The sequence below is a fragment of the Winslowiella iniecta genome (assembly GCF_001267535.1).
GTDB classification, from domain to species: domain Bacteria; phylum Pseudomonadota; class Gammaproteobacteria; order Enterobacterales; family Enterobacteriaceae; genus Erwinia; species Erwinia iniecta.
This window is the reverse complement of record NZ_JRXE01000020.1, coordinates 15,926-37,815: the sequence shown is the minus strand read 5'-3', so window position 1 is coordinate 37,815 and position 21,890 is coordinate 15,926. Positions and strand designations below refer to the sequence as shown.

The following is a 21,890-nucleotide window of genomic DNA, read 5'->3' as shown; positions in this document are numbered from 1 at the left end:
GTTAACTGCGACTTTGTCGAAGTGTGCTCCAGGCTTCTGCGGCTAATAATTCGCTATCGTGTTCGATAATATGAGTACGATCGGAAAATTGCGCCCCAGTGTGCCGGGCTGAATGGAAACGCGTTCTGAAAAAAACCGCGCCGCGAAAATTGGTGTGGCTGAGATCTGCCCCGCTGAGATCGACCCATGTCAGGTCGCACCCGGCAAAGTTTGCCGCTGCGGCGGTTACCTGCTGCAAAATCGCCTGATAAAAGCGGCTGCCGCTGAAATCGCTGCCCTCCAGCCGTGCGCCAACAAAAATAGCCTGATCAAAAATGCTGTTCTGACAGCGGGCACCGCTAAGATCCGCTGTGGTAAACAGCGCCTGCACGGCATTCACCCGTTGCAGATTGGCTCCCTGTAACGACGCGCCGCTGAAATTACACTGGGTCAGCTGCGCACGGGAAAAATCCACTGCATCCAGTTTATTGTCAGAAAACTGACAGCCGATAAATACCTGCTGCGCATAACACTGCTCACGATGATTACAGGCAAAAAATATCGCGCGTTCAAAGCGGCTACGTGCAAAACGGGTGTGGCGTAAATCAATGCTGAAAAAGGTGGTCAGCAGGCAGCGCATCTTGTCCATCTGCGCTCCCTCCAGCAAACAGTGATTAAAAGCTGAATGACTCAGTTGTGCGCCGGTGAACCTCGTGCGATGCAATGAACAGGCGATAAACTGGTTTTTATCCTGCTGGCTGTGGCTAAAACAGGCATCGTTTATCCGGCAGTGATTAAAAATGGTCTCCGTTAGCTCAGTCCGCGCCAACTTCACCGCGTTCATCTCACACTGGTTAAACACCGTCTGTTCGATACGCGCCCCACTCATCAACGCACCGTCCAGCTGGCAGGCGGTAAACACCGTTTCATGCAAATTCGCGCCGGTAAAATCAGCTCCGCTGACATCCACCCCCTGTAACATTCCGCCCGCTAAATCCAACCCGCGTAAATTGGCGCCGCGCAACGACACCTGCTCAACCGGTTCGCCGCGTTTGATTTTTTGTTGCAGCATTTCAGCCGTCAGGCCGTTCATTGCCGCTCTCGCCTGGGTAAGGTTTTAGTACGACAAATAAAGGCATCGGTCAGCTGCGTGGCATCATTGATCAGCGATTGCGATAAATCAGTACGAAACAAATTCGCCCCGCGCAGATCGGCCCCGCCCAGCTGACACTTTTGCAACACGGCACCGATCAGATTGCTGTCCGCCAGCGTGGCATCGCGAAAATTGGTGCGAATAAACAGACTGCCCGCCAGATTACTTCGGCTCATATCGGCCTGCTGACAACTGGCTTCACTGAGATCGCTGTTGACCAGCCTCGCCTGGTGAAAACAGGCGTGATCAAGCTGCAACTGGCGTAAATTACATTCGGTTAGTGTCGCCAGCGTAAAATCGGCTCCTGGCAGATAGCTTTCAGCGGTGATGGCGCAGCTCAGCAAACAAGCCCGATGAAAGTTGCTGTGTGCTGCCCGGCTCTCCACCAATGAACACCCGGTCAGTATTGCCCCGGCGAAATCCGCCTTATCAAGATCGCACTGCACAAAACTGACTTTCGTTAAGCTTGCCACGCTGAAATCGGGTTCCGCCAGCGACAATCCTAAAAACAGCATGTTATCCAGCGCGGCCTGCTGAAAACGTGACTGATAAATTACCGCGTTATGCACCACCATCTCGCTCAGTGAGGCACCGTCGAAGCGACAGTTATCCAGCACGGTTTCATGCCAGACGGTACTGAGGAAGTGCGCCCCAGAGAAATCGCTGCGTTTGCAGTGGGCAAAGGCCAGCGAGGCATGATCGAATACCGCATGACACAGCGACGCCTGATTAAATTCAGCGCGGGCGAGTACCGCCTCGCTGAAGTTAACCCCGTCCAGCTGGCTGTGGCTGAAATCCACACTCTCCAGCAGCGCCCGTGAAAAGTTGGCACCGCGAAGATCCAGCTGCGAAAGATCGGCGCCGGTAAAATCCAGCCCACTGAAGTCACCATTCAGCGCCATGGTGGCTAACGCACGGTTACGCAGAATCTGCACCGTTTCGCCCTCGATGCGTTTTGCCGCAGGCTGCGCCTGCACCGACATCAAATAGATCTGATGCAGTGAGGCAATCGCTTCTGCACGCTGCTTATCGCTTAACGCCGTCTCATGGCGATGTAACAACGCCTGCATCTGATGAAGCGCTTCTGGCCCGCTCGGTAAGGCGGTGGACGCCGCATTATCCCGCTGAGCGCGCTCACTGTGACATGCCGCTTGCTCACGGAGATGATCAGCCTGCTGTTCAAGCTGTTCAATAAAGTCAGGTAATTCATGCAGTTCGGGTAAGGTCGCATTGCTCAGCAAGGGAAGCTGTTGATTGCTGTCCTGCCCCAACTCAGCCAGCCGGGCACCCTGTTGCTGCCGCAGATGGGTTTCACGGTTGCGCAAATTTGCACATACCGGACTTTCCTGCACCGGCAGCTCAGTATCCAGCCATGGCCCGATGGCCTCTTCCGGCAGCAGGTCTTTTTCCCGAAAGGCATACAGTGCGCCCTTCTCTTTATCCAGACGTTGCTCAAGCACCTGACGATAGTGCTGAAGTGAACGCTCACTGCCTGTTTTTTCCAGCGCCGGCAGAATCTGCAATATATCCGCGCCATCATCCTCCGCGATACGGATACTGCCCTGCCAAATCAGCAGCATCTGCTCAAGATGCGGAAAGAACCACAGGGTGGTGGCACGCAGCGGCACCTCGACGAACTGCGGTTGCTGCACGCTCTGACGATTAATAAAGCAGCGCGCCTGCCACGGCGGCAATCGTCCCTGCTGTAACGGTTGTTCCGGGTGCATATTCCAGATGCGCCACGCCGCCTCGGATGGCAACCTGTTATTCTCGGGCCACCACTGATCTTCGCTGGCGGCATTAAACAATCGCCAGTCCATATCCGGCGCGAACCCCGGAAAATCATGGTGTAACCAGTTGGCATCGTACTGTTTACCAATGCGCGAAAAACGCTGAGGCCACGTCATATCCAGCGGCCCGAAGCCGACTGGCTCGGGCCTGTCGCGCACTGAACGGATGCCCCGGTGAAGCGGCTCAATATTTGGCAGGCGATAATAGTCATGCCCTTCAATATTATCGGGCGTAAAACCTATCCCCTGTGGATTGTTAGCGAATCCTTTTCCACCAAAAGCCCGGCTCCAGTCGAGACGCATCTGACTGAAAGCCTGCGGCCGCGACGGTTTATCGTTGTGCCAGTGGCGATCGCCGGACACCATCAGTGTCTTACTCAGCATCCCGACTTCGATTTTTACCGCACAGCGGGTTTTATCTGCCTGATGCTGGCTAAAGGCATAGCCGGTTGCCAGATATTCAGCACAGGCTTTTGGCATCGCCAAGTCCAGCACGCCACCGCTGGCGGATAACTCACTGGCAGCCAGTTGCCACAGTTCCGCTTCCGGTCGTAACTGCGGTGTGGCACTCATATCTGCCAGCGCTAAAACCGAAATTCCGAGCTGATTTTCTCCCCGCAGACTAAACGGCCGGTTTAATACACTTAAACGCAAAGGCTTAATTATTTTCATGCGATTATCCTTAAACGCACTACAAGCCGTACAGAATCCTCACCTGCTCACTACATATATAAATGCAGCATGCTGAATATCGATATTTGACTGGAATAATCCAGCTTCACGCCTGAACCACTGTATTTTATCGTATCGGTTTGCAGCGAAACCACGCTTTTCGACATATTGAAGCCGGTAATACTGCTGGCAACGCCCTTCACTTCATTACTTGATAGCGTCGTGCCAGCCGTCATGCCATTCACTTTAATATCAAGTCCATTGATACCAATATTCACACCAGAAAGGGTACAGGCTTCCCCACGGGTGGTAAAGGTAAGGCTGGGTGCATTGATCGCAATATTACTGTCACTTTCAAGATGAATGTTATTTGGCGAACTGATCGCAATATCCCCGCCGCTAACATTCTGTTGCCAGCCGCCCTCAATAGAAACGCTGACTTCACCATGGATAATTTCTTTTTTCCCTGCCGAGCTAATTTCGGTTAACAGCCCCTGCTGATAAACCTGACTTACCGGCCCGACCACCTGTTCAGAATAGCCGCCTTTAGTAAAAATATGGCGATTGCCGTCAATGGTAAGATCATCATCAGCCAAAACTTCTGTGCTTCGATTGCCCTTAATAAGATATCGGCTATTGCTGTCCACTTGCAGATTCAGGTTGTTCTCGACCGAAATCGTCATATCGCGCTCGGCATGCATAGCAAAAGATTCACGCCCTGGCGCATCGTCGAGATACAGAAAACTGGCATTGTCCATGGTGCCACCGCTGCTGCGCGACATAAAGCCCATCCGGGTGGCGGCGCTGGGCAGATCCCACGGCGGCATATTCTGCTGATTGTAAACGCCGCCGGTGATAATCGGCCGGTCCGGATCGCCATTAATAAAATCCACCACCACCTCTTCACCAATGCGTGGCACCTGCACCGCGCCATACTTCCAGCCCGCCCGGTAGCTGGAAACCCGCACCCAGCATGACGCCGTTTCATCATCGCGCCCGTGGCGATCCCAACGAAATTTCAGCTTTACCCGACCATATTGATCGGTCCAGAGAGTTTCACCGCGCGGCCCGACCACCACCGCGGTTTGCGGCCCATGCGTTTTGGGCCATCGCGTAGTGCGTGCCGGTCGCCAGTTCACTGCGGCGGGCACCACCACAAAGTTGATACGCTGTTCTGCAACCTGATCACTGCCACTGGCATAAGCGTTTGCCACCAGCTTATAGCTGGCGCTGATGGTGAGATAGTCCCCCTCATCCACCGGCCGCGGTGCCTGGGTAAAATTAAACCTGTATCCGGCGCCGATACCGAGCGCGCTGGCACTGCCGCTTATCTGCTGATGACGTGCGGCAAATTCCTGCTGTCGTACCCGCGCATAAAACTCGCCGTGTTCGCGGTCGGTAAAACCTCCCGGCCAGTCAAACACCTCCGCCTTACCCGCGGCAAAAGAGTGCGGATTCTGACGCACTTCCAGTAAACGCGCATCTGGCTGGCGATAATCGTAGTCATCGTGGCTGTATAACGCGGGAGTAATAGAATCCGTCACGCTCCAGCGGGTGATCGCTTCCGCCACCTGCTCTTCGCAAGGATGATAAGCCAGCTTTTCATAACCCGGCAGCGAACCATGCGCCTCGGGAGCATCAGCCAGAACAAACACTTCGCTGCCCAACTGATGATGAAAATAGTAATAGATCCCCTCATGCTCCATCAGGCGGCTGATAAAATCAAAATCACTCTCCTGATACTGCACACAATAATTCCAGCGCCGGTAGCGCCAGCTGAGCTGATTATCAAAAGGGATATGGTGTTCGGCCAGTAATTCCGTAATAATCTCTGGAACGCTTTTTTCTTGCCAGATTCTGAAGTCGCGATTCTGGGTTAAATACCATAATGCCGGCCTTAACACCGCAAGCCAGACATAATAACGTTCACCTGTTGTTTCACGCCCGACCAGCGTTATTTGCGTTACACAGCCATTTAAATATCGCGGTGTTTCTTTGTGGGTATTTAATGCCACCGTCATCGCCTGGCCTAATAAACTTTTAATATCGATATCATTACTGGCGCTTAATAGCTCAACCTCAAAGCAATACAACCCGGAAAGCTGCTCACTACCTGTCAGCTTGCTGAACAGCAGCCGATCATCAGCCAGCGGAGTATGGGCTACGATTAGGCGTTCCATGATAAAAGATCCTTTTATTAACTCTGCGCCTGCCTGGCTGAAAAATAAAGTCACATCGCTGGTTTAACTGCATACAGGAATGTGATGTCAGTCGACCTGAATTAAATTATTTAACTGAAATCGCCGTAAGGTTTAACACCTGATTCAGAATCTTGCCAGTCATGATGGGAAGATACCGTGATAATTTAACACTGTAATAAGAATCATTATCAACTTACTGTTCAACGCCTGAGACACTGTATAAATAAACATGCTATTATTGCTTATAGTTAACGCAATAAGGGTTTTCGGTGGACAACGCGCGCGCAGGCTTTTTACTTACTCGCCACTGGCGGGATACCGCCGCAGGGACGGAAGTGGTGCTGTGGCTGGCAACCGATGCCGGGCCGCAACGGCTGGTGCTGCCGCAACAGGAATCGGTGGCGTTTATTCCCGTTGAGTTTCAGTCACAGGTTCAGCAGCTGTTAGCCAATGAGCGCCATTACCGCATTGCGCCGCTGGAACTGAAAGACTTCCGCCTGCGCCTGGTGTTTGGGCTTTACTGCCGTCAGTATCGCCAGCTACAGCGGCTGGAAAAGCTGCTGCGTGAAAACCGGGTGCCGGTGTATGAAGCCGATATCCGTCCACCAGAACGCTTTTTAATGGAACGCTTTATCACCGCGCCGGTCTGGTTTAGTGGTCAGCCGGTGGGTAACAGCCTGCAAAATGCCCGTCTGAAACCGCATCCCGACTATCGCCCGCCGCTAAAATGGGTATCGCTGGATATCGAAACCACCCAGCACGGTGAGCTTTACTGCATCGGTCTGGAAGGCTGCGGCCAGCGCCAGGTGTATATGCTGGGGCCAGAAAATGGCGATGCCAGTCAGCTTGATTTTGATCTGGAGTATGTCAGCAGCCGTCCTCAGCTACTGGAGAAACTTAACGCCTGGTTCCAGCAGCACGATCCGGATGTGCTGATTGGCTGGAACGTGGTGCAGTTCGATCTGCGCGTGTTACAAAAACATGCTGACCGCTACGGCATTCCGCTGCGCTTAGGCCGCAACAATGAAGCGCTGGAGTGGCGGGAACATGGCTTTAAGCCTGGCGTGTTTTTCGCGCAGGCCACCGGCCGGCTGGTAATTGATGGCATTGAAGCGCTGAAATCGGCGTTCTGGAACTTCTCTTCCTTCAGCCTTGAAGCGGTTTCACGCGAACTGCTGGGCGAAGGTAAAGCGATCAATAATCCGTGGCAGCGCATGGAGGAAATTAATCAGCGTTTCGCCAACGATAAACCGGCGCTGGCCCATTACAACCTGAAAGATTGTGAGCTGGTCACGCGGATTTTCCAGCATACCGAACTGATGCCGTTTTTACTTGAGCGCGCCACGGTAAACGGGCTGGCGGTCGATCGGCACGGCGGGTCGGTTGCGGCCTTTGGTCATCTCTATCTGCCACGCATGCATCGCGCCGGTTTTGTTGCGCCGAACCTCGGTGAAATTGCGCCGGAAGCCAGTCCGGGCGGCTATGTGATGGACTCGCGTCCTGGCCTGTATGACTCGGTACTGGTACTGGATTACAAAAGCCTGTATCCGTCGATTATCCGCACTTTTCTGATCGATCCGGTCGGGCTGGTCACCGGGCTGGCGCAGCCTGACGATGCGCACTCGGTACCCGGTTTTCGTGAGGCGCGCTTCTCGCGCACGGAACATTGCCTGCCGGAAATCGTTAACCAGATCTGGCTTGGCCGTGAGGCGGCGAAAAAACAGGGCAACAAGCCGCTGTCGCAGGCGCTCAAAATCATTATGAACGCTTTTTATGGCGTACTGGGAACCAGCGCCTGCCGCTTTTTCGATCCACGGCTGGCCTCATCAATCACCCTGCGCGGCCATGAAATTATGCGCCAAACCCGCGAACTGATTGAGGCGCAAGGTTATGATGTGATTTATGGCGACACCGACTCAACCTTTGTCTGGCTGAAATCCCCGCATGATGACGCACAGGCGAACGAGATTGGTCAGCGGCTGACAGACGTGGTGAATAACTGGTGGCGCGACCATCTTCGCCAGCAGTATGGCCTCGAAAGCGCGCTGGAACTGGAGTATGAAACCCACTTTAACCGTTTCCTGATGCCCACTATTCGCGGCGCGGAACAGGGCAGTAAAAAACGCTATGCCGGCATGATTAACGACGGCGGGCAACAGCGCCTGGTATTTAAAGGGCTGGAAACCGTCCGTACCGACTGGACGCCGCTGGCGCAGCAGTTTCAGCAACAGCTTTATCAGCGGATTTTCCAGCGCCAGCCTTATCAGGATTTCATTCGCGAAACCGTGCGTCAGCTGCTGGATGGCGAACTGGACGACCAGCTGGTGTTTAAAAAGCGCTTACGTCGACCACTCAGCGAATATCAGCGCAATGTCCCGCCGCACGTGCGGGCGGCGCGGCTGGCCGATGAAGAAAATCGGAAGTCCGATCGACCGTTGCAGTACCAGAACGGCGGCTATATTCGCTACGTGATGGCAACCTCAGGCCCTGAACCCCTGGAAGCGCGCATCACGCCACTCGACTACGATCATTACCTCACGCGCCAGCTTCAGCCAGTGGCCGATGGTATTCTGCCATTTGTCCAGGACGATTTTGCTACACTAATAACAGGACAGTTAGGGCTGTTTTGACAGGTGACGAACGCGCCACCTTCCAGTACCATAGCGCCCTTCCTGAACGCTACCGCTCTGAACCTTTCGCCAGACATTCATGTCCGGCCGCAATACTATTGCCTTTGAGCGAGTTCTAAAAAATTTTTAAGAGAATCGAGCCAACTATCTATGCCTTTTACACTTGGTCAACGCTGGATCAGCGATACGGAAAGCGAACTGGGATTGGGAACCGTTGTTGCACTGGATGCACGTATGGTGACAGTGCTGTTTCCCGCCACCGGTGAAAACCGTCTCTATTCCAGAAATGATTCTCCGATAACCCGCGTCATTTTTAATCCGGGCGATACCATAACCAGCCACGAGGGCTGGCAGCTGGAAGTTGAAGAAGCCATCAGCGAAAACGGCCTGATGGCTTATGTCGGTCGACGCCTCGATACCGACGAAAGCGGCGTGATGATGCGTGAAGTGATGCTGGACAGCAAACTGGTGTTCAGCAAGCCGCAGGATCGCCTGTTTGCCGGTCAGCTGGATCGTATGGATCGCTTCGCGCTGCGTTTCCGCGCGCGCAAATATCACAGTGAACAGTATCGCCTGGCGATCAGCGGGCTGCGTGGCATGCGCACCAACCTGATCCCGCATCAGCTGCATATCGCCCATGATGTTGGTCGTCGCCACGCCCCTCGCGTGCTGCTGGCGGATGAAGTCGGCCTGGGTAAAACCATCGAAGCTGGCATGATTATTCACCAGCAATTACTGGCAGGTCGTGCGGAACGCGTGCTGATCGTGGTGCCAGAAACCCTGCAACATCAGTGGCTGGTCGAGATGCTGCGCCGTTTCAACCTGCGTTTTGCGCTGTTTGACGATGCGCGCTATGCCGAAGCGCAGCTCGACAGCGATAACCCGTTTGATACCGAACAGCTGGTTATCTGCTCGCTGGATTTCGTGCGCCGCAACAAGCAACGTCTGGAAAAAATGGCGGATGCTGAGTGGGATCTGCTGATTGTCGATGAAGCGCATCACCTGGCGTGGAGCGAAGGCGAGCCAAGCCGTGAATATCGGGTGATTGAGCAGCTGGCCGAACACATTCCTGGCGTGCTGCTGTTAACCGCGACGCCAGAGCAGCTGGGAATGGAGAGCCACTTCGCCCGTCTGCGCCTGCTCGATCCGGATCGTTTCCACGACTTTGAACAGTTTGTTGAAGAACAGAAAAACTTCCGTCCGATCGCCGATGCGGTAGCGATGCTGCTGGCTGATAAAAGCATCTCCAGCGATGAGATGAATATGCTGAACGATCTGGTCGGCGAGCAGGATATCGAGCCATTGCTACAGGTGGCGAACAGCGACCGTGAAGGCAAACAGCAGGCGCGTGAAGAGCTGATCAGCATGCTGATGGATCGTCATGGCACCAGCCGCGTCCTGTTCCGTAATACCCGTAACGGCGTGAAAGGCTTTCCGAAACGTGAGATGCATCAGATCCGCCTGCCGCTGCCATTGCAGTATCAGACGGCGATCAAAGTCTCCGGTATTATGGGTGCGCGTAAATCTGCCGATGAACGCGCGCGCGATATGCTCTACCCGGAGCAGATTTATCAGGAGTTCGAGGGTGACACCGGGACCTGGTGGAACTTCGATCCGCGTGTCGAATGGCTGATGGGTTACCTGACCAGCAACCGTGACGAAAAAGTGCTGGTGATCTGTGCTAAAGCGGCCACCGCGCTGCAACTGGAGCAGGTACTGCGTGAGCGCGAAGGTATCCGTGCGGCAGTATTCCACGAAGGCTTATCGATTATTGAACGCGACCGCGCAGCGGCTTATTTCGCCACCGAAGAGGGCGGCGCTCAGGTACTGCTGTGTTCTGAAATCGGCTCCGAAGGCCGTAACTTCCAGTTCGCCAGCCGCCTGGTGATGTTCGACCTGCCGTTTAACCCGGATCTGCTGGAACAGCGTATTGGTCGTCTTGATCGTATCGGCCAGGCTCACGATATCCAGATTATGGTGCCATACCTGGAAAAAACCGCGCAGTCGGTGCTGGTGCGCTGGTATCACGAAGGGCTGGATGCCTTCGAACATACCTGCCCGACAGGTCGTACGGTGTATGACAGCGTTTATCAACCGCTGATCGAGTATCTGGCCGCGCCGGAAAATCCGGAAGGGCTGGACGAATTTATAACCCAGTGCCGCAGCCAGCATGACGCGTTGAAGTCGCAGCTGGAACAGGGTCGCGACCGTCTGCTGGAGCTGAACTCCAACGGAGGTGAAAAAGCGCAGGCGCTGGCCGAATTGATTGGCGCGCAGGACAGCGATACCGATCTGGTAAACTTCGCACTGAATCTGTTTGATATCGTCGGTATCAACCAGGAAGATCGCAGCGATAACCTGATCGTCCTGACGCCATCGGATCATATGCTGGTGCCTGACTTCCCTGGCCTGCCGGAAGATGGCTGCACCATCACTTTTGATCGCAATCAGGCACTGTCACGTGAAGATGCGCAGTACGTCACCTGGGAACACCCGATTATTCGCAACGGTCTGGATCTGATCCTTTCCGGCGACACCGGCAGTTGTGCCCTGTCGCTGCTGAAAAACAAAGCGCTGCCGGTTGGCACACTGCTGGTCGAGATGATCTATGTCGTTGAAGCCCAGGCACCGAAGCATCTGCAACTGACCCGCTTCCTGCCACCGACGCCGATTCGCATGCTGGTTGACCGCAAAGGCACCAACCTCGCCGGTAAAGTGGAGTTTGAGAGCTTTAACCGCCAGCTGAACGCGGTGAATCGTCATACCGGCAGTAAGCTGGTCAATGCGGTACAGCAGGATGTGCATGCTATTCTGAAGTTATCTGAAGAGCAGGCGGCAGCGGAAGCGCGTTTAGTGATCGATGCGGCGCGTCAGGAAGCTGACGAGAAACTGAGTGCTGAACTGTCACGTCTCGAAGCGCTGAAAGCCGTCAACCCGAACATCCGTAATGATGAAGTTGAAGCGCTGGAAAACAATCGCGAAAAGGTCCTTGCCAGTCTGAACGATGCTGGCTGGCGTCTTGATGCGCTGCGTCTGATTGTGGTGACCCACCAGTAATCCGCCGTTGGCTGCGCCCCATCCCAGCCTTCCCCCGCTTGCGGGGGAAGGTGCTGTCTGAATGAGCGGTTAAAACTATGATGGAACCCTACAATCCTCCGCAAGATCCCTGGCTGCATATTCTGTATCAGGATCAGCATATTGTGGTGGTCAATAAACCCAGCGGTTTGCTGTCGGTACCGGGCCGGCTTGAGGAACATAAAGACAGTGTGATGACGCGTATTCAACGCGATTATCCGCAGGCTGAATCGGTGCACCGGCTGGATATGGCGACCAGCGGGGTGATTGTCGTGGCGCTGCATAAAGCCGCGGAGCGAGAGCTAAAACGGCAATTCCGTGAGCGTGAGCCGCAGAAAACCTATGTGGCACGCGTCTGGGGTCATCCACAGCCAGAGGAAGGGCTGGTTGATTTGCCACTGATCTGTGACTGGCCGAACCGGCCAAAGCAGAAAGTCTGTTTTGAAACCGGCAAAGCGGCGCAGACCGAATACCAGGTGCTGGACTATGCCAGTGATAACAGCGCGCGCGTCCGCTTAAAACCGATTACCGGTCGTTCGCATCAGTTACGCGTGCATATGCTGGCGTTAGGTCATCCGATTCTTGGCGATAATTTTTATGCGCACGATGAAGCCAAAGCGATGGCACCAAGGTTACAGTTGCATGCGGAAATGCTGACCATTACCCATCCCGAATATCAGACACCGATGACCTTTCGTCAGCCGGCAGATTTCTGATTTATCAGAGCGGCGAGAACGCCGTCCGTACGGGATTTTTGGTGCAGGGGTGGCGTTTTCGCCACCCTTTTTATCTTCTGCGACTATTTGAAATTCTTTTCGCGTTTGATCAAATCATACGCTGCCTGAATCTCCTGCGCTTTCTGCTTCGCCATCTCCATCATTTCCGGTGGTAACCCTTTGGCCACCAGCTTATCGGGATGGTGTTCGCTCATCAGTTTGCGATAGGCACGTTTAATGGTGGTGCTGTCATCACTGCTTTTCACTCCCAGCACGCTACAGGCATCTTCCAGCGTTGGCCCGCGCTGCGCCTGCTGAAAACCGCCCTGCGAAGAGCCCCCCCAGGATTGATTGCCGCCGCCAAACTGCTGGCCGCCTTCCATCATGCGCAGAAACTGGTCGAACTGACTGCGTGAGATACCCAGTTCTTCGGCAATCACATACAACACCTGGCGTTCATTCGGGTGGAGTGAGCCATCGGCAAAGGCAGCCTGAATCTGAATTTCCAGAAACATCCTAATCAGATCAAAACGGCCAAAACAGGCGCTGCGCAGTTCGCGCAGTTTCGTCCGCAGCGGATATTCCCCCTGCTTGCCTTCACGAAAGGCCTGCTGGGCGGCGGTACGCGCCTGGCCATGCAACTGCATGCGATCCATCAGCAGCGATGCCATCTGGATATCCGCATCCGTTACACGCCCTTTAGATTTGGTTAAATGCCCCATTACCTGGAAGGTGGTGCGAAAAAATAATGTCTGCCGCGTTTGTTGGTTGGCAAAATAGCCCTGCCCTTGCGCACCGCGAATCTTATCGATCATATGGCCAATAATCAGGCCAATTGCCAGGCCCCAAAAGCCCGCTCCTGACATTAAACCCAGCACAAGGCCGAGTACTTTTCCCCAATAGCGCATATACTCCTCAATTCGCCATGCTCAAGGCTAAAAATTGCATTATCATACCTGTCATTTATCTCAGAGCCTAACGGCAACGCGGGTAAACGAGCAGGATTAACACTAGCGCAACGCAGTTGAGTAAGTTAGTCTCTGACCGTTTGTCGGCATGATGCCTGTTATCACGGAATTCTCGATACCGCGTATGAAAAAACGTATACCTACTTTGCTGGCCACCCTGATTGGTTCAGCACTATACAGTCAGCAGGTGCTTGCCGACGATTTAATGTCGCAGTGCATGCTTGGCGTGCCAAGTTTTAATCGGCCAGTGGTTCAGGGAAACACCGATCAATTGCCGGTAACGATTAACGCTGATAACGCTAAAGGTAACTATCCCGACAATGCGGTATTCACCGGTAATGTGGATGTTCAGCAAGGGAATCGCCGCCTGCAATCTGATGAAGTCCAGCTTCACCAGAAAATGCTGCCGGGCCAGAGCGAGCCAACCCGCACTGTCGACGCACTGGGTAATGTGCACTATGACGACGATCAGGTCATCCTGAAAGGTCCGAAAGCCTGGTCAAACCTGAATACAAAAGACACTAACGTCTGGAACGGCGACTATCAGATGGTCGGTCGTCAAGGGCGTGGTCAGGCCGATCAGATGAAACTGCGCGGTGAAAACCGTTACACAATTCTGGAAAACGGCACCTTCACTTCCTGCCTGCCTGGCGATAACAGCTGGAGCGTGGTGGGATCAGAAGTGATTCAGGACCGCGAAGAAGAAGTGGCTGAAATCTGGAACGCGCGCTTTAAAATCGGTGCGGTTCCGGTGTTCTACAGCCCTTATCTGCAATTGCCAATCGGCGACCGCCGTCGTTCCGGCTTCCTGATCCCGAATGCGAAGTACGGCAGTAATAACGGCTTCGAGTTTATGCTGCCTTACTACTGGAATATCGCGCCAAACTTTGATGCGACGCTGACGCCGCATTATATGAGTAAGCGTGGTATGCAGTGGCAGAATGAGTTCCGCTACCTCACCGTAGCCGGCACCGGTCTGATTCAGTTTGATTACCTTCCTTCGGACAATCAGTACAATAAAGATCAGGCCGAGCGCGGTAATACCGACGACAAAGATTCCAATCGCTGGTTCTTCTACTGGCGTCATGCGGGCGTCTATGATCAGCACTGGCGCTTCAATGCCGACTTCTCGAAAGTCAGCGATCCATACTATTTCAACGATCTCGATTCGCCTTACTATTCGTCTACCGATGGTTATCTGACGCAGAAATTCAGCATTGGCTACTCGGAAGAGAACTGGAATGCGACGATTTCCAGTAAAGATTTCCAGGTGTTCCCGGTTAACAACACCCGAAACGTCTATCGCGCACAGCCACAGTTTGATTTTAACTGGTATCAGAATGATGTCGGTCCGTTTGACACCCATCTGTACGCGCAGGCGGTGCAGTTTACTAACGTGAACGAACGTTACCCGGATGCCACGCGTTTGCACGTGGAGCCCACCATCAATCTGCCGCTATCCAATGGTTGGGGCAGCCTGAATACCGAAGCGAAACTGCTGGCAACGCACTATCAACAGGATGATGTTGAATACTTCAACTCACTGTCTGGCAACGCCGATAATCAACTGAAAGAGTCGGTTAACCGCGTGATGCCGCAGTTTAAAGTTGACGGTAAGTTGGTATTCGACCGCGATATGAATTGGGCGGAAGGTTATACCCAGACGCTGGAACCGCGCGCGCAGTTCCTTTATATCCCGTATCGTGATCAGAGCAATATCAACGCGTATGACTCTACACTGTTGCAATCTGACTACACCGGCCTGTTCCGCGACCGTACCTATAGCGGCCTCGATCGCATCGCATCGGCTAACCAGATGACCACCGGTGTGACGTCGCGTATTTTTGATAACGATCTGGTTGAACGTTTTAACGTTTCCGTGGGTCAAATCTACTCGTTTACCCCTTCCCGCACCGGTTTAAACACCGTCAGCGATGAAGATGACACTGGCAGCCTGGTCTGGGCCGGTGATACATACTGGAAGATTAGCGATCGCTGGAGCACCCGCGGCGGCATTCAGTACGATACGCGTCTGGATAATATTTCTCAGGGAAATGCGGTACTGGAGTATCGTCGGGATGCTGACCGCATGGTGCAGCTAAACTATCGCTACAGTAGCCCGGAGTATGTTGCGTCTGCGCTGCAACAGAATATTTCGGCCAACCCGATTTATAAAGATGGTATTTCTCAGGTTGGTATGACGGCAAGCTGGCCAATTGCTGATGCCTGGTCCGTAGTGGGTGCATACTACTACGACACCAAAGCACAACAGCCTGCCGATCAGCTGGTTGGCTTGCAGTACAGTTCTTGCTGCTATGCTATTCGCCTGGGTTACGAACGCAAAATCAACGGTTGGGAAAACGACAACAGTAAATATGACAACCAAATCTCGTTCAACATTGAACTGCGTGGCCTGAGCTCTAACTACGGCTTAGGAACCGGTCAAATGCTGCGTCAGGGTATTCTGCCTTACCAGCGCGCTTTCTGATGTTGTAATGTTTGGCATGCAAACCCGCAGTGCGGATAAGAATGGAAAAAGTATGAAGAACTGGAGAACGCTGATCCTTGGTGTGGCGCTGGCAGCCAATACCGCGTTTGCAGCACCACAAGTTGTTGATAAAGTCGCCGCGGTGGTAAACAACGGCGTGGTTTTAGAAAGTGATGTAAACGGCATGATGCAGTCGGTCAAAGCGCAAGCGCAGCAGGCCGGGCAGCAGTTGCCAGACGATAAAACTCTGCGTCATCAGATTGTTGAACGTCAGATTATGGATAATATTCTGCTGCAAATGGGCAAACAGATGGGCGTCCAGATCACCGATCAACAGCTTGATCAGGCGATTGGTAACATTGCGGCACAGAACCATATGTCAATGGATCAGATGCGTAGTCGTCTGGCCTATGATGGCGTCAACTACGGCACTTATCGCGAGCAGATTCGCAAAGAGATGCTGATCGCGGAAGTGCGTAATAACGAAGTGCGCCGTCGCGTCACCATCCTGCCGCAGGAAGTGGATACTCTGGCCACTCAGGTCGGTGCGCAGAATAACCGCGGAACGGAGCTGAACCTCAGCCACATTCTGCTGCCACTGCCGGAAAATCCGACTCAGCAACAGGTTGACGATCAGGAAAACCTGGCGAAACAACTGGTGGGTGAGATTAAAGGCGGCGCTGACTTTGGTAAGCTAGCGGTGACTTACTCTGCTGACTCCCAGGCGCTGAAAGGCGGTAATATGGGCTGGGGCAAAATTGAAGAGTTGCCTACGCTGTTTGCCCAGGCGCTGAGCACGGCGAAAAAAGGCGATATTGTTGGCCCGATTCGTTCCGGCGTCGGTTTCCACATTCTGAAAGTGAATGACCTGCGCGGCGAGAGCCAGAACATTTCGGTAACCGAAGTGCATGCCCGCCACATTCTGCTGAAGCCATCGCCGGTGCTGACCGATGCGCAGGCGCGCCAGAAACTGGAGCAGGTTGCGGCGGATATTCAGAGCGGTAAAACCGATTTTGCCAGCGCAGCGAAACAGCTGTCTGACGACCCAGGCTCGGCTAATCAAGGTGGCGATCTCGGCTGGACTTCAGCAGAAGTCTTCGACCCGGCGTTCCGTGATGCGTTGCTGAAACTGAATAAAGGTCAGCTCAGCCAACCGGTTCACTCCTCTTTCGGCTGGCATTTGATTCAGCTGCTGGATACTCGTCAGGTTGATAAAACCGACGCGGCGCAGAAAGAGCGTGCTTACCGCCTGCTGTTTAACCGTAAGTTTGCTGAAGAAGCACAAACCTGGATGCAAGAACAACGTGCCAGCGCTTACGTGAAAATCCTCGACCAGAATGCACAGTAACCTGCGTGTGGCGATCACTCCCGGCGAACCTGCCGGGATTGGTCCCGATCTGACGGTTCAGCTGGCGCAGCGCGACTGGCCGGTTGAACTGGTGGTGTGCGCCTCACCAGCACTGCTGCTTGAGCGCGCCGCCATGCTCGGTTTACCGCTGGAACTGCGTGAGTATCAGCCGGGTGAGACTGCCCAGCCACAACGTGCCGGTACGCTGACGGTATTACCGGTGGCGACACCCCAGCCGGTGACCATCGGTCAGCTGAATGTTGATAACAGCCACTACGTGCTGGAAACCCTGGCGCATGCCTGTGACGGTTGTCTGAACGGCGAGTTTGCCGCGCTGATTACCGGCCCGGTTCATAAAGGGGTGATCAACGATGCCGGTATTGCTTTCAGTGGTCATACCGAATATTTCGCCGAACGTTCCGCGCGTGAGCGTGTGGTAATGATGCTGGCGACGGAAGAGTTACGCGTCGCACTGGCGACCACCCACCTGCCGTTAAAAGATGTCGCTGACGCCATTACCCGCGACAGTCTGCACGAAGTGATTGGCATTCTGCATCACGACCTGCAAAGTAAGTTTGGCATTGCCAACCCACATATCTTCGTCTGCGGCCTTAATCCGCATGCCGGCGAAGGCGGCCATATGGGCCGCGAAGAGATTGATACTATTATCCCGGCCCTCGATGAGCTGCGCCTGCAAGGGTTACAGCTGACCGGCCCACTGCCGGCGGATACGCTATTCCAGCCGAAATATCTGCAACATGCCGATGCGGTGCTGGCGATGTATCACGATCAGGGACTTCCGGTGCTAAAATATCAGGGATTTGGTCGCGCGGTGAATATCACCCTTGGCCTGCCATTTATCCGTACCTCTGTTGACCACGGTACCGCGCTAGAACTTGCGGGCCAGGGCACGGCGGATGCGGGCAGCTTTATCACGGCGCTTAATCTCGCCATTACCATGATCAAGAGCAGTAATGAATAATCGCGTCCACCAGGGCCACTTTGCCCGCAAACGTTTTGGACAGAACTTCCTCAACGACCAGTACATTATCGACAGCATTGTTTCCGCCATCCATCCGCAGAAAGGCGAGGCGATGGTGGAGATCGGCCCCGGCCTTGGCGCCCTGACCGAGCCGGTAGGCGATCGTCTCGATGCCATGACCGTCATTGAGCTTGACCGCGATCTGGCGGCACGTTTGCAAACGCATCCGTTTCTCGGCCCGAAACTGACCATTTTCCAGCAAGATGCGATGACCTTTAACTTTGCCGAACTGGCAGAGCAGAAAGGCCAGCCACTGCGTGTGTTCGGTAACCTGCCTTACAACATCTCTACCCCACTGATGTTCCATCTCTTCAGCTATACTGGTTCGATCCGGGATATGCACTTTATGTTGCAGAAAGAGGTGGTAAACCGTCTGGTTGCCGGTCCGGGCAGCAAAGCCTATGGCCGCCTGAGCGTGATGGCACAGTACTACTGTAATATCATTCCGGTGCTGGAAGTGCCGCCTGAGTCCTTTACGCCGGCACCGAAAGTCGAGTCGGCGGTGGTGCGACTGGTGCCTCATACTACTCTGCCTAATCCGGTGGAAGATATTCGCGCCCTGAGCCGTATTACCACCGAAGCGTTCGGCAAACGCAGAAAAACCCTGCGCAACAGCCTCGGCCATCTGTTCTCGCTTGACGTGCTGAACGAGCTGGGTATTGATAACACGCTGCGTGCGGAAAATATTTCTGTCGCACAATACTGCCAGTTAGCTAACTGGTTAACTGCGCATCCTCAGCCGCAGGAGAACTAACACATGATTGAATCGCCCCGAGTTTGTGTACAGGTGCAGAGTGTTTACGTTAAGTCGCAATCAGCACCTGATGAACAGCGCTACGTTTTCGCTTACACCATTACTATCCGCAATCTGGGGCACAGTCCTGTGCAGTTACTTGGCCGCTACTGGTTGATTACCAACGGTAACGGTCGGGAAACTGAAGTTCAGGGCGAAGGTGTGGTCGGTGAACAACCCTATATCGAGCCCGGCAACGAATTTCAGTATACCAGCGGCGCAATTCTCGAAACGCCGATGGGCACCATGCAAGGCCACTACGTAATGATCGATCAGCAGGGTGAAACCTTTCACGTCGATATTCCGGTATTCCGGCTGGCCGTTCAAACCCATATTCATTAAGAAACAGACTCGATGAGTATTTACCTGATTGGCGACATCCACGGTTGCTATGACGAACTGCAATCGCTGCTGGCACAGATTGCCTTTGATCCACAGCAAGATACCCTGTGGCTGACCGGCGACCTGGTGGCACGTGGCCCGGCGTCGTTAGAAGTCTTGCGCTTTGTGCGCTCACTTGGCGACTGTGTGCGCCTGGTACTGGGCAACCACGATCTGCATCTGCTGGCGGTTTACGCCGGTATCAGCCGTAATAAACCCAAAGATCGTATCACCCCGTTGCTGGAAGCTGCCGATGCCGACGAGCTGATTAACTGGCTGCGTCGTCAGCCACTGCTACAGGTTGATGAAGAAAAGAAGCTGGTGATGGCACATGCCGGTATTACGCCGCAGTGGGATATCGCCACGGCGAAGATGTGTGCGCGCGAAGTTGAAGCGGTGCTCTCCAGCGACAGTTACCCGCTGTTCCTCGATGCCATGTACGGCGATATGCCCAATAACTGGACGCCGGAACTGACCGGATTGTCGCGCCTGCGCTTTAGCACCAACGCGCTGACGCGGATGCGCTACTGCTTCCCGAACGGTCAGCTGGATATGATCTGCAAAGACTCACCGGAATCGGCTCCGCCGCCGCTAAAGCCCTGGTTCACCATTGAGGGACCCGTGGCACGCGACTACACCATTATATTTGGTCACTGGGCGTCGTTAGAAGGTCGTGGTACACCGCAGGGGATTATCGGACTGGATACCGGCTGCTGCTGGGGCGGTAATCTGACACTGCTGCGCTGGGAAGATGGCTCGCTGTTTACCCAGCCGTCAAACCGTGAACGCGCGACTGAAGAGTAATCGGTGAATACGGAGACCGTTGCTACGGCCTCCGTTATTATCGGTCAAAACTAATTATTTCTTATCCCAGGCATCAGCCCAGTTGCTGCCGGTTCCCGGTGCATAGGCCCATTCTGCCCCCGCACACCAGCCAGTATACGGCCATGGTTTACATTCATATACGCCGCCAGCTGAACTGACCTTATCACCTGCTTTATAAGCCGTACCGGCAACATAGGCGGGATAGCCCGGTTGTGGATTCTCACCCGCTGCGGTAGTGACTGAAATCATGTCACTCTTATCTGACATGTTGTCTGAGGTATCCACCGCAGCAACCTGATAATGATAAGTGGTGCCTGCCGCCAGACCGCTGTCAGTAAAGCTGGTCTGCGTCTCTTTAGTCAGCAACGCGCCATTACGATAAATATTGTAGTGACGTACCGCGACATTATCGCTTGAAGCTTCCCACGATAGGTTCACGCTGTTCGGTCCGGTTGCTTCGCCGTTCAGATCCTGTGGAACAGTCGGCTGCTCAATATCGTCAGATGGCGTATCATTTTCCTCAAGAGTGACCGATGCCGCTTCACCTGGCAGTGACAGATTACCCGCTTTATCCACGGCGATAATCACATACTCATAAGTGTTGCCGTTGCTCACCTGGTTATCGTTGTACTGTGGCACCGTGGACTGACCAATCTCTTCACCATTGCGCCAGATCTGGTACTGAGCAACGCCGACGTTATCAGAGGAAGGTGCCCATGTCATTGCCACCTGACCAGACGAGGCCGTCAGCGCAGGTTTACCTGGCTGAGTGGGAGCCTGAGTATCCGGGTCGCCGGTGAAATCTTCGTGAATCAGCTTGCCGTAACGATGAGCGAACTCATAACCGTAGGCATTACCCGCACTGCTGTGGCCGGTATCCCAGTTAATTGACCAGGTCATTAGCCCTTTAATCGGTGTACCCTGCGAAATCAGTCGCTCATAGGCAGTACGCAAATCGCCTTCGTTACGGACATAACCGGTTGCTGCGGCATCCGGGTTACTCGGCAGACCGATAACAAACTTATCGGCAGGAATCTTGATAAAACCGCGCGTGCCGTGAACCAGCGAATCCGTGAGGTAGTACAGGAAGTCAGCCTTTATATCGTCCCTGTCTTGCCCATACCACTGGCTGCCTTCACCAACGCCATCGCCACCCTGGTTGTAATACTGTGGGGAGATAAAGTCATAATAGCCTTCGAGGCTATTGATCAATCCTGCATAGGCTCCGTTATTACGTAAATAAGGGAATTCCGGTGCCATGCTGATAATAAAGCGCGGATATTTATTCTTGACGATTTTCAGCGCCGCAGGAATTTCCGTCTGATTGGCACCAGCCTTAATCGCGTTGCCTTCCAGATCAATATCCAGGCCATCAAAACCATACACTTCAACCAGACGAATAATTTCATCAGCAAATTTCTGTGCATCACCCGCTTTAAGCTCAATATGTGCCTCAGCCCCCCCCAGCGAAACCAATACCGCGCGCCCCTGGCTATTCAGCGTGGCGACAGCCTGACGGAACTGCGCATCGGTCATATTATGTGGTTTAAAGGTCGGGATGCCGCTTCCTTCCATAAAAGCGACGGTAATGACATTATACTCTTCAGGAATGCTGGTCAGTTCAACATCAGCAGCGGTACCCTGCTGATATCCATCAGATTTAGAAGCCCAGTTATGCCAGAAACCCACCAGAACTTTTTTGCCGCTAATATCAGGAAATGCAGATGCAGCATCATTGGCGGCAGCAAAACTTGCTGAGCAGGATAACAGCCCGGCCATTAACAGGCTGGCAGTTATCATATTTTTTCTAAACAGGGATCTCATCAATG

Annotated in this window: 14 protein-coding genes; 9 read left to right on the top strand and 5 right to left on the bottom strand. The window is 53.8% G+C overall.

Annotation, left to right across the window (positions count from 1 at the left end):
* Position 1: 1 nt before the first annotated feature.
* Genes NG42_RS14645 through NG42_RS14635 form a run of 3 tightly spaced genes read right to left on the bottom strand, consistent with a single transcriptional unit; the run spans position 2 to position 5,774 of the window.
* The gene (locus NG42_RS14645) at positions 2 to 1,072 is read right to left on the bottom strand and encodes a pentapeptide repeat-containing protein (protein ID WP_052900225.1); all 1,071 of its coding nucleotides are present in this window, start codon (positions 1,070 to 1,072) and stop codon (positions 2 to 4) included.
* Positions 1,069 to 3,594 carry a DUF2169 family type VI secretion system accessory protein gene (locus NG42_RS14640; protein ID WP_052900223.1) on the bottom strand — a complete coding sequence of 842 codons (2,526 nt, stop codon included), beginning with the start codon at positions 3,592 to 3,594 and terminating at the stop codon, positions 1,069 to 1,071. The genes NG42_RS14645 and NG42_RS14640 overlap by 4 nt, the downstream gene beginning before the upstream one ends.
* A 50-nt stretch (positions 3,595 to 3,644) precedes the next feature.
* Positions 3,645 to 5,774 (bottom strand): type VI secretion system Vgr family protein, encoded by a 2,130-nt coding sequence (locus tag NG42_RS14635; protein WP_052900222.1) that lies wholly within the window; start codon positions 5,772 to 5,774, stop codon positions 3,645 to 3,647.
* A gap of 290 nt (positions 5,775 to 6,064) precedes the next feature.
* On the opposite strand from NG42_RS14635, the gene polB reads away from it, so the two are divergent.
* From polB to rluA, 3 genes are all read left to right on the top strand, one after another.
* Positions 6,065 to 8,425 carry a DNA polymerase II gene (gene polB, locus NG42_RS14630; RefSeq protein WP_052900221.1) on the top strand — a complete coding sequence of 787 codons (2,361 nt, stop codon included), beginning with the start codon at positions 6,065 to 6,067 and terminating at the stop codon, positions 8,423 to 8,425.
* A 150-nt stretch (positions 8,426 to 8,575) separates the two neighbouring features.
* Positions 8,576 to 11,482: an RNA polymerase-associated protein RapA gene (gene rapA / locus NG42_RS14625; RefSeq protein ID WP_052900220.1), complete on the top strand. Its 2,907-nt coding sequence runs from the start codon at positions 8,576 to 8,578 to the stop codon at positions 11,480 to 11,482.
* 80 nt (positions 11,483 to 11,562) lie between these two features.
* Positions 11,563 to 12,216, top strand: coding sequence for a bifunctional tRNA pseudouridine(32) synthase/23S rRNA pseudouridine(746) synthase RluA (gene rluA, locus NG42_RS14620; protein ID WP_052900335.1), 654 nt, complete (start codon positions 11,563 to 11,565; stop codon positions 12,214 to 12,216).
* Positions 12,217 to 12,299: 83 nt separating this feature from the next.
* Here rluA and djlA read toward each other — a convergent pair whose 3' ends face one another.
* Complete coding sequence (djlA, locus tag NG42_RS14615) at positions 12,300 to 13,124, bottom strand: co-chaperone DjlA (RefSeq protein ID WP_052900219.1); 825 nt, start codon at positions 13,122 to 13,124, stop codon at positions 12,300 to 12,302.
* A 148-nt stretch (positions 13,125 to 13,272) separates the two neighbouring features.
* Here djlA and lptD point away from each other — a divergent pair, with 148 nt between their 5' ends.
* The 6 genes from lptD to apaH are packed head-to-tail and all read left to right on the top strand — an operon-like array spanning position 13,273 to position 20,040.
* Entirely contained in the window at positions 13,273 to 15,672 is a 2,400-nt protein-coding gene (gene lptD / locus NG42_RS14610) for an LPS assembly protein LptD (protein ID WP_072133248.1), read from the top strand.
* A 52-nt stretch (positions 15,673 to 15,724) separates the two neighbouring features.
* On the top strand, positions 15,725 to 17,020 hold the full coding sequence (gene surA / locus NG42_RS14605) for a peptidylprolyl isomerase SurA (RefSeq protein ID WP_052900334.1): 1,296 nt from the start codon (positions 15,725 to 15,727) through the stop codon (positions 17,018 to 17,020).
* Positions 17,010 to 18,002 carry a 4-hydroxythreonine-4-phosphate dehydrogenase PdxA gene (pdxA, locus tag NG42_RS14600; protein ID WP_052900217.1) on the top strand — a complete coding sequence of 331 codons (993 nt, stop codon included), beginning with the start codon at positions 17,010 to 17,012 and terminating at the stop codon, positions 18,000 to 18,002. The genes surA and pdxA overlap by 11 nt, the downstream gene beginning before the upstream one ends.
* The gene (gene rsmA, locus NG42_RS14595; protein WP_052900215.1) at positions 17,995 to 18,816 is read left to right on the top strand and encodes a 16S rRNA (adenine(1518)-N(6)/adenine(1519)-N(6))-dimethyltransferase RsmA; all 822 of its coding nucleotides are present in this window, start codon (positions 17,995 to 17,997) and stop codon (positions 18,814 to 18,816) included. The genes pdxA and rsmA overlap by 8 nt, the downstream gene beginning before the upstream one ends.
* 3 nt (positions 18,817 to 18,819) lie before the next feature.
* On the top strand, positions 18,820 to 19,197 hold the full coding sequence (apaG, locus tag NG42_RS14590; protein WP_052900214.1) for a Co2+/Mg2+ efflux protein ApaG: 378 nt from the start codon (positions 18,820 to 18,822) through the stop codon (positions 19,195 to 19,197).
* 12 nt (positions 19,198 to 19,209) lie between these two features.
* Complete coding sequence (gene apaH / locus NG42_RS14585) at positions 19,210 to 20,040, top strand: bis(5'-nucleosyl)-tetraphosphatase (symmetrical) ApaH (RefSeq protein WP_052900213.1); 831 nt, start codon at positions 19,210 to 19,212, stop codon at positions 20,038 to 20,040.
* A 54-nt stretch (positions 20,041 to 20,094) separates the two neighbouring features.
* Here the strand turns inward: apaH and NG42_RS23770 are convergent, their stop codons facing one another.
* Positions 20,095 to 21,885 (bottom strand): glycosyl hydrolase family 18 protein, encoded by a 1,791-nt coding sequence (locus NG42_RS23770; RefSeq protein ID WP_052900212.1) that lies wholly within the window; start codon positions 21,883 to 21,885, stop codon positions 20,095 to 20,097.
* Between the last annotated feature and the right edge of the window lie 5 nt (positions 21,886 to 21,890).

Bases quoted from the DNA above. Each gene is read 5' to 3' on its own strand.
- djlA (WP_052900219.1), bottom strand. From the start codon at position 13,124: ATGCGCTATTGGGGAAAAGTACTCGGCCTTGTGCTGGGTTTAATGTCA.
- rapA (WP_052900220.1), top strand. From the start codon at position 8,576: ATGCCTTTTACACTTGGTCAACGCTGGATCAGCGATACGGAAAGCGAA.
- rluA (WP_052900335.1), top strand. From the start codon at position 11,563: ATGGAACCCTACAATCCTCCGCAAGATCCCTGGCTGCATATTCTGTAT.
- pdxA (WP_052900217.1), top strand. From the start codon at position 17,010: ATGCACAGTAACCTGCGTGTGGCGATCACTCCCGGCGAACCTGCCGGG.
- rsmA (WP_052900215.1), top strand. From the start codon at position 17,995: ATGAATAATCGCGTCCACCAGGGCCACTTTGCCCGCAAACGTTTTGGA.
- apaH (WP_052900213.1), top strand. From the start codon at position 19,210: ATGAGTATTTACCTGATTGGCGACATCCACGGTTGCTATGACGAACTG.
- lptD (WP_072133248.1), top strand. From the start codon at position 13,273: ATGATGCCTGTTATCACGGAATTCTCGATACCGCGTATGAAAAAACGT.
- surA (WP_052900334.1), top strand. From the start codon at position 15,725: ATGAAGAACTGGAGAACGCTGATCCTTGGTGTGGCGCTGGCAGCCAAT.
- NG42_RS14645 (WP_052900225.1), bottom strand. From the start codon at position 1,072: ATGAACGGCCTGACGGCTGAAATGCTGCAACAAAAAATCAAACGCGGC.
- NG42_RS14640 (WP_052900223.1), bottom strand. From the start codon at position 3,594: ATGAAAATAATTAAGCCTTTGCGTTTAAGTGTATTAAACCGGCCGTTT.
- NG42_RS14635 (WP_052900222.1), bottom strand. From the start codon at position 5,774: ATGGAACGCCTAATCGTAGCCCATACTCCGCTGGCTGATGATCGGCTG.
- NG42_RS23770 (WP_052900212.1), bottom strand. From the start codon at position 21,885: ATGAGATCCCTGTTTAGAAAAAATATGATAACTGCCAGCCTGTTAATG.
- apaG (WP_052900214.1), top strand. From the start codon at position 18,820: ATGATTGAATCGCCCCGAGTTTGTGTACAGGTGCAGAGTGTTTACGTT.